This window comes from Micromonospora mangrovicola (assembly GCF_047200535.1).
Taxonomy (GTDB): domain Bacteria; phylum Actinomycetota; class Actinomycetes; order Mycobacteriales; family Micromonosporaceae; genus Micromonospora.
The window spans coordinates 1-11,159 of sequence record NZ_JBJZOG010000154.1 but is presented as its reverse complement, the minus strand read 5'-3'; the positions used below and the strand labels follow the sequence as shown (position 1 = coordinate 11,159).

Here is an 11,159-nt window from a genome sequence, read left to right as displayed (position 1 = left end):
CAGCGGCCGCCCAGTCAGTGCCGCGGTCGCTCGCTGGAGCGGCGGACGACGAGTTCCGGCTGGAACACCACGTGCCGGTGGCGGTGCGCCTCGCCGCCCTCGGCCTCCTCCAACAGCAACTGCGCCGCCGTACGCCCCAGCTGCTCGCGCGGTTGGCGGACCGACGACAGGGGCACCGCTGCCGCTCCGGCGAACTCGATGTCGTCGTACCCGACGATCGCCAGGTCGTCCGGCACCTGCAGTCCGCGCGCCGTCACCTCCTGCAGCACGCCGAGCGCGATCAGGTCGTTGGCGCAGAACACGGCGCTGGGACGTTGCCTCACGGGAAGGCTCAACAGTTCCTCGGCCGCCCGCCGGCCGGCGGCGACCGTCAGGCTGGTCGTCGACGCGACCCGCAGAGCGGCGCCGCTCCCGCGCTCGGCCAGCGCCGACTCCGCGCCCGCGTGCCGGTCGGCCACCTGCTGTATGGCGAAGGGTCCACCCACGTACGCGAGGTGGCGGTGACCCCGATCGAGGAGGTGCTCCATGGCCAGCCGGCCGCCCATGACGTCGTCGACGGAGACGGAGCACCGGCTGGCACGGCCGGACCCCCGGTCGACGAGGACGACCGGGATGCCCCGCTGGTGCAGCCGTTCGAGGTTGGGCTGGCGGCCGTGACCGACCGGGGTGATGAGCACTCCCCGGACCCGCTGCTCCTCGAGCAGTTCGAGGTGCCGGCGTTCCCGGGCGCTGTCCTCGCCGCTGTTGCAGACGACGAGCATGGCGCCGGCTTCCTCGACCACCTGCTCCGCGCCGCGGACCACGTCGGTGAAGAAGGGGTTGGCCACGTCGAGGACGACGATGGCGACGGTGCGGCTCTGCCCCGCGCGCAGCTGCCGGGCGGAGTCGTTGCGCACGTAGCCGAGTTCGGCGATGGCGTCCAGGACACGCTGGCGGGTGGCCGGGGTGACGCTGTTCGGTCGGTTGAGCACGTTGCTGACGGTGCCCAGGGACACGCCGGCGTGCCGCGCCACCTCCTTGATGCTTGCCGCTGCCATCGCTCCCTCGCCGATCTGTGCTCACGCACGGTCCGCACGTCGCTCCGAACGGGGAGTCTACAACGCCTTAAAACGTTTCATGCGGTTGGCCCTCAATGCTGGCCAGAAATGTCCTCGAAACTCTTGACGCCCTCGAACGCCAGCCCCTAGCGTCCTAAGCCAAGTCGCATGAAACGATTCAGAAGGGGGTCGGATGAGCCCCGACGCAGGCGGGACCACCTCACCCCCGCTGCTCGTCCTGGACGGCATCGCCAAGTCCTACGGTGCCGTCGCCGCGCTGCGCGGCGTGCATCTGGAACTGCACGCCGGCGAGGCCCACGCCCTGGTGGGAGAGAACGGCGCCGGCAAGTCCACCCTGGTCAAGGTCCTCGCCGGCGCCCACGCACCGGACTCCGGCCGGATGAGCCTCGACGGGGAACCGCTGCTGCTGCGCGGCCCGGCCGACGCCCGCGCCGCCGGCATCGCCGTCATCTACCAGGAGCCGACCCTGTTCCCGGACCTGACGGTCGCGGAGAACATCTTCATGGGCCGGCAGCCGCGCCGGAGCCTGCGGCGCATCGACACCAAGGCGATGAACCGCGCCGCCGAGCAGCTCTTCGCGCGCCTCGGCGTACGGATCGACCCCGCCCGTCCGGCGCGCGGGCTGTCCATCGCCGACCAACAGCTCGTCGAGATCGCCAAGGCGCTCTCCTTCGACGCACGCGTCCTGGTGATGGACGAGCCGACCGCCGCGCTCTCCGGCGTCGAGGTGCGACGGCTCTTCTCCGTCGCCCGGTCGCTGTGTGAGCGCGGCGCGGCGGTCCTGTTCATCTCGCACCGCTTCGACGAGGTGTTCGACCTGTGCCAGCGGCTCACGGTGCTGCGCGACGGGGCCTGGGTCTCCAGTGACCGGACGGCCGATCTCACCGTCGACGAGGTGGTGCGGCGAATGGTCGGCCGGGACGTCGACTCGCTGTTCCCGAAGCAGGCGACCGAGCTACGCGACACCCTGCTGGAGGTGCGCGGCCTCAGCCGCGCCGGCGTCTTCTCCGACGTGTCCTTCAGCGTCCGCGGCGGTGAGATCGTCGCCCTCGCGGGGCTGGTCGGGGCCGGGCGCAGCGAGGTGGCCCGCGCCGTCTTCGGTGTCGACCGCTACGACGCAGGTGAGGTTCGCGTCGCCGGTCGGGTCCTGCCGCCGAGCAGCCCGCGCAAGGCGATCGCCGCTGGCATGGCCCTGGTGCCCGAGGACCGCCGGCAGCAGGGCCTTGTCATGGAGCTGTCGGTGGAGCGCAACGCCACCCTGGCGCGCCGCCGGGCGCTGAGCCGCCTGGGCCTGCTTGTCGGCGGCGCCGAGCGGGCCGAGGCCCGGGCCTGGACCCGCCGGCTGCAGGTCAAGGCCGCCCGGCTGCCCGCTCCGGTGGCCACCCTGTCCGGGGGCAACCAGCAGAAGGTCGTCCTCGCCAAGTGGCTGGCCACCGAACCCCGGATCCTGATCATCGACGAGCCCACCCGCGGCATCGACGTCGGCACCAAGGCCGAGGTCCACCGACTGCTGTCCGCGCTGGCCGGCGAAGGCCTGGCCATCCTGATGATCAGCAGCGAGCTGCCCGAGGTGCTCGGCATGGCCGACCGGGTCCTGGTGATGCACGAGGGACGGGTGGTCCGCGAGCTGCCCCGTGCCGAGGCCGACGAGACGTCCGTGATGTTCGCCGCGACCGGTCAAGGAGCGACCGCATGAGCCTCACCGACACCGGCGCGCCCGCACGGGTCGATGGCAACCCGCCGCCCGGCCCCGGTCGGCCGCGCCGCACCCTCACCGAACGGCTGCTCGCTGTGCGCGAACTGAGTCTGCTGCTCGCGCTCGGCGCGCTGATCCTGATCACCACGCTGCGCAACGACCGCTTTCTCAGCACGCAGAGCATCAAGGACCTGCTCCTGGGCTGCGCGATCCTGGTGATCCTCGCGGTCGGCCAGACCCTGGTCATCGTCACCCGCAACGTCGACCTGTCCGTGGGGTCGATCCTGGGGCTGGTCGCCTTCGCCACCGGCGAGCTGTTCCTCGCCGCGCCGGGCGCCCCCTGGCCGGCCGCTCTCCTGCTCGGCGTCGGGCTGGGGGCGGTGTGCGGGGTGATCAACGGCGGCCTGATCGCGGTGGCCAAGGTCCCGGCGCTGGTCATCACCCTGGGCACCCTCTACGCGTTCCGCGGCGTCGACTACTACTGGGCCGCCGGCCGGCAGATCAACGCCGCCGACATGCCCCGGTCGTTCCTGCGCCTGGGCAACCAGACGGTGCTCGGCGTACCGGTGCTCTTCCTGGTCGCGCTCGTCGTGGTCGCCGCCGTCGGCTTCTACCTGCGCTCCTACCGCAGCGGTCGCGAGCTGTACGCCATCGGCTCCGAGCCGGCCGCCGCCCGGCTGTCCGGCATCCCGGTCGGCCGGCGCGTCCTCGCCGTCTTCGTGGCCAACGGCGCGCTCGCCGGCCTCGCCGGCGTGCTCTACGCCGCCCGGTTTGGCACCCTCGACGCGGCCGCCGGCTCGGGCCTGGAACTCCAGGTCGTCGCTGCGGCGGTGGTCGGCGGAGTGGCCATCTTCGGCGGCAGCGGCAGCGCCTACGGCGCCGCGCTCGGCGCCGTCCTGCTCACCACGATCGGCAGCTCGCTGGCCGTCCTGCGCATCGACCCGTTCTGGCAGCAGGCCGTCGTCGGCACGCTCATCCTCGCCGCCATCGGCCTGGACCGGCTCCTGGCCCTGCGGATGGCGGCCCGGCTCCGAGGGAGAAGCCTCCATGGCGCATGACAGCCTGTACGCCGCGCCGCCGTCCGGCGCGGACACCGAGCGGGAGGCGGGCCGCCTGGCCGGGCTGCGCGGCGCGCTCGGCACCTGGGACGCGGCGATCGTGGCCGTCCTGCTGGTGGCGGTGCTGCTGGCCAGCCTGTCGGTGCAGAACTTCGCCACCGGCCGCAACGTCCAGTTCCTGCTGCTCGACCTGGTGCCGCTGGCCCTGCTCGCGCTGCCCATGACGCTGATCGTCATCACCGGTGAGATCGACCTGTCGGTGGCCAGCATGGTCGGCCTGAGCAGCACCCTGATGGGGCAGATGTGGCTGTCCAGCGGGCTGTCCCTGGAGCTGATCTGCGTCCTGGTGGTGCTGATCGGCGCGGTGCTCGGCGCGGTCAACGGCTTGTTCATCACCGGCTTCGGACTGCCGTCGCTGGCCGTGACCATCGGCACCCTCGCCCTGTACCGGGGACTGTCGTTCGTCGTGCTGGGCGACCAGGCGGTGGCCGACTTCCCGGCCAGCTGGACCGCTGCCGCCGTGCAGACCATCCCCGGCACGTCGGTCCCCGCCGCCGTCGTCCCGGTGTTCCTGCTCGCCTTGGTGTTCGGCGTCGTGCTGCACGCCACCCCGGTCGGGCGGGCGTTGTACGCGATGGGCAACAACGACGAGGCGGCCACGTTCGCCGGCGTGTCGGTGGCCCGGACCAAGTTCTGGCTCTTCGTGGTCTCCGGGGCCGTCGGCGGGCTGGTCGGGATCTTCTGGACCCTGCGCTACGCCAGCGCCCGTGGCGACAACGCCACCGGCCTGGAGCTGACCGTGGTGACCGCGGTGCTGCTGGGCGGAGTGTCGATCTTCGGCGGCCGGGGAGGGCTGCTCGGCGTAGTGGCCGGCGTCCTGCTCCTCGGGGTGCTGCGCAACGCCTTGCAGCTCGCCGACGTCGACGCCAACGCGCTGACCATCGTCACCGGAACCCTGCTGATCGTCTCCGTGGTACTCCCCAACGCCGTCGCGGACGTCCGCGCCCGGCTGCACCGCCGGCGGCGACGCGCGCAGCTCAGCGCGTCGTGACCGTCGGCGCTTCCCCCACCACCCCGAAAGGATACCGATGTCCACGTACCGACGGCTCCGTGCCGGGGCCACCGCCCTCACCCTCGCCGTGCTGCTGCTCGGCTCCACCGCCTGCGGCGGCACCACCCGGGAGAACTCCGGCAACGACAGCGGCGGCGGCGCGCAGGCCAGTGGCGCTGCCAACCCGGATGCGAAGCTCAAGGAAGGGCTCAAGATCGCCTTCCTGCCGAAGCAGGTGAACAACCCCTACTTCACCACCTCAGACAACGGTGGCAAGGAGGCGGTCACCGAGTTCAAGGGCGAGTTCAAGGAGGTCGGCCCGTCCGAGGCCAGCGCCTCGTCCCAGGTCAGCTACATCAACACGCTGTCCCAGCAGGGCATGGACGTCATCGTGACCTCGGCCAACGACCCGAACGCGATCTGCGGGGCGCTGAACCAGGCGAAGGCGGCCGGCGCGAAGATCGTCACCTTCGACTCCGACACGAAGCCGGAGTGCCGGCAGATCTTCGTCAACCAGGTGACCGCCGAGGGCATCGCCGAGAACCAGGTCAAGCTCATCTCCCAGCAGATCGGTGGCGAGGGCGAGATCGCCATCCTGTCCGCCACCGCCAACGCGACCAACCAGAACGCCTGGATCGCGCTGATGAAAGAAGAGTTGAAGAAGCCCGAGCACAGCAAGATCAAGCTCGTCACGGTGGCGTACGGCAACGACGACGACCAGAAGTCGTTCCAGGAGACCCAGGGCCTGCTGCGGTCCTACCCCAACCTCAAGGGCATCATCTCCCCGACCACCGTCGGCGTCGCCGCCGCCGCCCGCTACCTCAGCGGGTCGCAGTACAAGGGCAAGGTCAAGCTGACCGGCCTCGGCACCCCGAACCAGATGCGCGAGTACGTCAAGGACGGCACCGTCGACGCGTTCGCCCTGTGGAATCCGGCCGACCTCGGCTACCTCGCCGCCTACGCCGGTGCGGCGCTCGCCTCGGGACAGATCACCGGCGCCGAGAACGACAAGTTCAAGGCCGGCAAGCTCGGCGAGTTCACCGTCGGCAAGGACGGCGTCGTCGTCCTCGGCCCGCCCACCGTCTTCGACAAAAGCAACATCGACCAGTTCAAGTTCTGACGTGCCGCCCGGCCGGCGCCGTCGCTCCTCGCGGGCGCCGGCCGGGGCGCCGACGGGAGAACCATGCCCCGCATCTGCTTCACCCTGCAGGTCGACCCGGCCCGCCTCGACGAGTACCGCGCCCGGCACGAGCGGGTCTGGCCGGAGATGCTCACCGCCCTCGCCGAGTGCGGATGGCGCGACTACTCGCTCTTCCTCCGCGGGGACGGCCTGCTGGTGGGATTCCTGGTGACCGACGACTTCGCGGCGGCCCAGGCCGCCATGCAGACCCGCGACGTCAACAGCCGCTGGCAGGCGGAGATGGCGTCCTTCTTCCTCAACCTCGACCAGGGCGCGGCAGACCGCGCCATGCGGCCGCTGGCGGAGGTCTTCAACCTCGAGGCACAGCTCGCCGCCCAGACGGGAGAACAAGCATGAGCCAGTCCGACGCGCCGGCCCGGGAGCGGATCAAGCAGGCCCTGCGCCGCCAGCGCATCGAAACCCCGTCCTGGGCGTACGCGAACTCCGGCACCCGGTTCAAGGTCTTCCCGCAGGACGGCGTGCCGCGCAACCCGTACGAGAAGATCGCCGACGCCGCGGTGGTACACCGGCTCACCGGCGTCGCGCCGACGGTGGCCCTGCACATCCCGTGGGACCGCGTCGACGACTACGCCGACCTGGCCAGGTACGCCGCCGACCAGGGCGTCGCCCTCGGCGCAGTCAACGCCAACGTGTTCCAGGACAACGACTACAAGCTGGGCAGCGTCACCAACCCCGACCCGGGCGTCCGCCGCAAGGCGATCGACCACCTGCTCGAGTGCGTGGACATCATGGACCGCACCGGCTCCCGCGACCTCAAGCTCTGGTTCTCCGACGGCACCAACTACCCCGGCCAGGACGACATCCGCACCCGGCAGGACCGGCTCGCCACCGCCCTGCGCGAGACGTACGACCGGCTCGGCGACAACCAGCGCATGCTGCTGGAGTACAAGCTGTTCGAGCCGGCCTTCTACACCACCGACGTGCCGGACTGGGGCACCGCCTACGCGCACTGCCTGGAACTCGGGCCCAAGGCCCAGGTCGTCATCGACACCGGCCACCACGCGCCCGGCACCAACATCGAGTTCATCGTGGCGTTCCTGCTGCGGGCCGGAAAGCTCGGAGCGTTCGACTTCAACTCCCGCTTCTACGCTGACGACGACCTCATGGTCGGCTCCGCGGACCCGTTCCAGCTGTTCCGCATCATGTACGAGATCGTCCGGGGTGACGCCCTGCGCCCAGAGGCGGGCATCGCGTTCATGCTCGACCAGTGCCACAACATCGAGCCGAAGATCCCGGCGATCATCCGGTCGGTGCTGAACGTGCAGGAGGCCACCGCCAAGGCGCTGCTCGTCGACGCCGAGGCCCTCGCGGCCGCGCAGGAGTCCTGTGACGTGCTCGGCGCGAACGCGGTGCTGATGGACGCCTACAACAGCGACGTGCGGCCGCTGCTCGCCGAGCTGCGCGCCGACCTGGGCCTGGACCCGGACCCCATGGCCGCCTACGCCCGCTCCGGCTACTTCGACAAGATCCGCACGGACCGCGTCGGCGGCCAGCAGGCCGGCTGGGGCGCCTGAACGCCACCCGAGAAACACAGATAGAGGACAGAGGACGATGCACTCCGAGGTTCAGGCACTCGTGGCCCGCAGCAACCAGCTCGGCGCCGACCCGACCACGACCAACTACGCCGGCGGCAACACCTCCGCCAAGGGCGAGACCACCGACCCGGTGACCGGCGGCCCCGTCGAGCTGCTGTGGGTCAAGGGCTCCGGCGGCGACCTCGGCACCCTCACCGAGGCCGGTCTGGCGGTGCTGCGGCTCGACCGGCTGCGCGCCCTGGCCGACGTCTACCCCGGCGTCGACCGCGAGGACGAGATGGTTGCCGCGTTCGACTACTGCCTGCACGGGCGGGGCGGCGCGACGCCGTCGATCGACACGGCCATGCACGGCCTGGTCGACGCCCCGCACGTTGACCACCTGCACCCCGACGCCGGCATCGCCATCGCCACCGCCGCCGACGGGCCGGAGCTGACCAAGGAAATCTTCGGTGACCGGGTGCTGTGGGTGCCGTGGCGCCGACCCGGCTTCCAGCTCGGCCTCGACATCTCCGCCGTCGCGAAGGCGAACCCGCAGGCGATCGGCGTCATCCTCGGCGGGCACGGCATCACCGCCTGGGGGACCACCAGCGAGGAGTGCGAGCGCCACTCGCGGGAAATCATCCGCACCGCGCAGGCGTACCTCGACGAGCACGGCCGGCCCGAGCCGTTCGGCCCGGTGGTAAGCGGCTACGAGCCGCTGCCGCCGGCCGAGCGGCGCGCCCGCGCCACCGCGCTGGCACCGGTACTGCGCGGCCTGGTGTCGACCGACCGGCCGCAGGTCGGCCACTTCACCGACAGCGACGTGGTGCTCGACTTCGTCGCCCGCGAGCGGCACCCCGCGCTCGCCGCGCTCGGCACCTCCTGCCCCGACCACTTCCTGCGCACCAAAGTCCGTCCCATGGTGCTCGACCTGCCACCGACGGCGCCGATCGAGGAAACCGTCGCGCGGCTCAGGGAGTTGCACGCCGCCTACCGCGACGACTACCGCGCATACTACGAGCGGCACGCGAGCCCGGACAGCCCGACGATGCGCGGCGCAGATCCGGCGGTCGTCCTCATCCCCGGCGTGGGCATGTTCAGCTACGGCGCCAACAAGCAGACCGCCCGGGTCGCCGGCGAGTTCTACGTCAACGCCGTCAACGTCATGCGGGGTGCCGAAGCGGTGTCGCGGTACGCGCCGATCGAAGAGGCCGAGAAGTTCCGCATCGAATACTGGGCGCTCGAAGAGGCCAAGCTCGCCCGGATGCCGAAACCGAAGCCTCTCGCCACCCGGATCGCCCTGGTCACCGGTGCCGGGTCCGGTATCGGCCGGGCCATCGCCCACCGGCTCGCCGCCGAGGGCGCGTGCGTGGTCGTCACCGACCGCGACGCCGCAGCCGCCGAACGGGTCGCCGGTGAGCTGGGCGGCCCGGACGTCGCGGTGGCCGTGCCGGTCGACGTCACCGACGCCGAAGCCGTCGCGGACGCGGTCCGCGCGGCCGTGCTCGCCTACGGCGGACTGGACCTCGTGGTCAACAACGCCGGGCTGTCGCTGTCGAAATCCCTGCTCGACACCACCGAGGCGGACTGGGACATCCAGCACGACGTGATGGCCAAGGGCTCCTTCCTGGTCTCGCGCGAGGCCGCCCGGGTCCTCATCGACCAGGGGATGGGCGGCGACATCGTCTACATCTCCAGCAAGAACTCCCTGTTTGCCGGCCCGAACAACGTTGCGTACGGGGCGGCCAAAGCCGACCAGGCCCACCAGGTCCGCCTGCTCGCCGCCGAGCTGGGCGGCTGCGGCATCCGGGTCAACGGCATCAACCCCGACGGCGTGGTGCGCGGCTCCGGCATCTTCGCCGGCGGCTGGGGCGCCCAGCGCGCCGCCGTCTACGGGGTACCGGAGGAGAAGCTGGGCGAGTTCTACGCCCAGCGCACCCTGCTCAAGCGGGAGGTGCTGCCGGAACACGTCGCCAACGCCGTCTTCGTCCTCACCGGCGGCGAGCTGTCCCACACGACGGGGCTGCACCTCCCGGTGGACGCTGGCGTCGCCGCCGCCTTCCTCCGCTGATCCGGCCGGCGCGAGATGGGGACGACGGTGATCGTGAAGAAGCGGAGGATGCGGTGAGCGGCGTCGTTCACCTCGCGGCGGTGGACCTGGGCGCGTCCAGCGGCCGGGTCATGGTCGGCCACGTCGGGCCCGCCAGGTTGGAGCTCACCGAGGCGCACCGGTTTCCCAACGAGCCGGTACGCGTCGGCGGCACCCTGCACTGGGACATCCTCGCCCTGTGGCGCGGTGTCCTCGACGGCCTGCGAACCGCCGGCCCGGTGACCAGCATCGGCGTCGACTCGTGGGCCGTCGACTACGGGCTGCTCGACACCTCCGGTGCGCTGCTCGGCAACCCGGTGCACTACCGCGACACCCGCACGGACGGGATCCCCGAGCGGGTGACCAAGCAGCTCGGGGCGGGGCGCCTCTACGCGACCACTGGCTTGCAGCAACTACCGTTCAACACCCTCTACCAGCTCGTCGCGGCGGCCGGCACGCCGCAGCTGGACACCGCCGCCCGGCTGCTGCTGATCCCGGACCTCATCGCGTACTGGCTCACCGGTGAGGTCGGCGCGGAGGTCACCAACGCCTCGACGACCCAGCTGTACGACGTGCACCGCCGGGACTGGGCGGTCGACCTGATGGTGGACGCCGGGATTCGTACCGACCTGTTCCCGCCGCTACGGGAGCCCGGCATCAGGATCGGGCCCGCCCTGGCCGACCTGGGCCTGCCCGGCGAGCCGGAGGTGGTGGCGGTGGGCTCACACGACACCGCGTCCGCGGTGGTGGGCGTGCCGGCGGCGGGGGACCACTTCGCCTACATCTCCTGCGGCACCTGGTCCCTGGTCGGAGTCGAACTCGACGCCCCGGTGCTCACCGAGGCGAGTCGACTGGCCAACTTCACCAACGAGTCCGGGGTGGACGGGACGATCCGCTATCTTCGTAACGTGATGGGCCTGTGGCTCCTGCAGGAGTCGCTGCGCACCTGGGGCACCCTTGACCTGCCCGATCTGCTGAACCGCGCGGCCGGCGAACCGGCGTTCCGGTCCGTCGTGGACCCCGACGACTCCACGTTTCTGCCACCCGGCGACATGCCGACGCGGATCGCCGACGCCTGCCGGCGCGCCGGCGAGCCGGTACCCGCCGGTCCGGCGGCAACCGTTCGCTGCATACTCGACAGCCTGGCACTGGCGCACCGCCGTGCCGTCCGCCAGGCGCAGCAGTTGTCCGGCCGGCACGTCGATGCCGTACACATCGTCGGTGGCGGCGCCCGCAACAACCTGCTGTGCCAGCTCACCGCCGACGCCTGCGGAATACCGGTACTCGCCGGACCGGTCGAGGCCACCGCGCTCGGTAACATTCTGGTGCAAGCCCGTGCCGCCGGCGCGATCGACGGTGACCTCGCGGCCCTGCGGGCCGTGCTGCGCCAGACGCAGCGCATCGTGCGGTACGAACCGCGCGGCGACGAGGCGACCTGGCGGGCCGCTGAGACCCGGATGGGTGGGTGAACATGCGGATCGCCCTGTTCGTG

9 protein-coding genes are annotated in these 11,159 nt (G+C 71.4%); 8 read left to right on the top strand and 1 reads right to left on the bottom strand.

All coding sequences use genetic code 11. From position 1 onward, the window contains the following. Window positions 1-14: 14 nt before the first annotated feature. On the bottom strand, window positions 15-1,037 hold the full coding sequence (locus ACL02O_RS32215) for a LacI family DNA-binding transcriptional regulator (RefSeq protein WP_412821958.1): 1,023 nt from the start codon (window positions 1,035-1,037) through the stop codon (window positions 15-17). Between the two features lie 193 nt (window positions 1,038-1,230). On the opposite strand from ACL02O_RS32215, the gene ACL02O_RS32210 reads away from it, so the two are divergent. The 8 genes from ACL02O_RS32210 (at window position 1,231) to ACL02O_RS32175 (ending at window position 11,136) form a co-directional block, all read left to right on the top strand. After that, window positions 1,231-2,754: a sugar ABC transporter ATP-binding protein gene (locus ACL02O_RS32210; protein ID WP_412821957.1), complete on the top strand. Its 1,524-nt coding sequence runs from the start codon at window positions 1,231-1,233 to the stop codon at window positions 2,752-2,754. Then, a complete protein-coding gene (locus ACL02O_RS32205) occupies window positions 2,751-3,812 on the top strand; it encodes an ABC transporter permease (RefSeq protein WP_412821956.1) in 1,062 nt (353 codons plus the stop codon). Before ACL02O_RS32210 ends, ACL02O_RS32205 begins: the two co-directional genes overlap by 4 nt. After that, a complete protein-coding gene (locus tag ACL02O_RS32200) occupies window positions 3,802-4,863 on the top strand; it encodes an ABC transporter permease (RefSeq protein ID WP_412821955.1) in 1,062 nt (353 codons plus the stop codon). The genes ACL02O_RS32205 and ACL02O_RS32200 overlap by 11 nt, the downstream gene beginning before the upstream one ends. 37 nt (window positions 4,864-4,900) lie before the next feature. Continuing rightward, window positions 4,901-5,983: a rhamnose ABC transporter substrate-binding protein gene (gene rhaS / locus ACL02O_RS32195; protein WP_412821954.1), complete on the top strand. Its 1,083-nt coding sequence runs from the start codon at window positions 4,901-4,903 to the stop codon at window positions 5,981-5,983. A gap of 63 nt (window positions 5,984-6,046) precedes the next feature. Then, window positions 6,047-6,400, top strand: a complete 354-nt coding sequence (locus ACL02O_RS32190) for an L-rhamnose mutarotase (RefSeq protein ID WP_412821953.1) — start codon at window positions 6,047-6,049, stop codon at window positions 6,398-6,400. After that, window positions 6,397-7,578: an L-rhamnose isomerase gene (gene rhaI, locus ACL02O_RS32185; protein ID WP_412821952.1), complete on the top strand. Its 1,182-nt coding sequence runs from the start codon at window positions 6,397-6,399 to the stop codon at window positions 7,576-7,578. Before ACL02O_RS32190 ends, rhaI begins: the two co-directional genes overlap by 4 nt. A gap of 37 nt (window positions 7,579-7,615) precedes the next feature. Next, the gene (locus ACL02O_RS32180; RefSeq protein ID WP_412821951.1) at window positions 7,616-9,649 is read left to right on the top strand and encodes a bifunctional aldolase/short-chain dehydrogenase; all 2,034 of its coding nucleotides are present in this window, start codon (window positions 7,616-7,618) and stop codon (window positions 9,647-9,649) included. Window positions 9,650-9,702: 53 nt separating this feature from the next. Beyond that, window positions 9,703-11,136 (top strand): rhamnulokinase, encoded by a 1,434-nt coding sequence (locus ACL02O_RS32175; protein WP_412821950.1) that lies wholly within the window; start codon window positions 9,703-9,705, stop codon window positions 11,134-11,136. Window positions 11,137-11,159 lie beyond the last annotated feature (23 nt).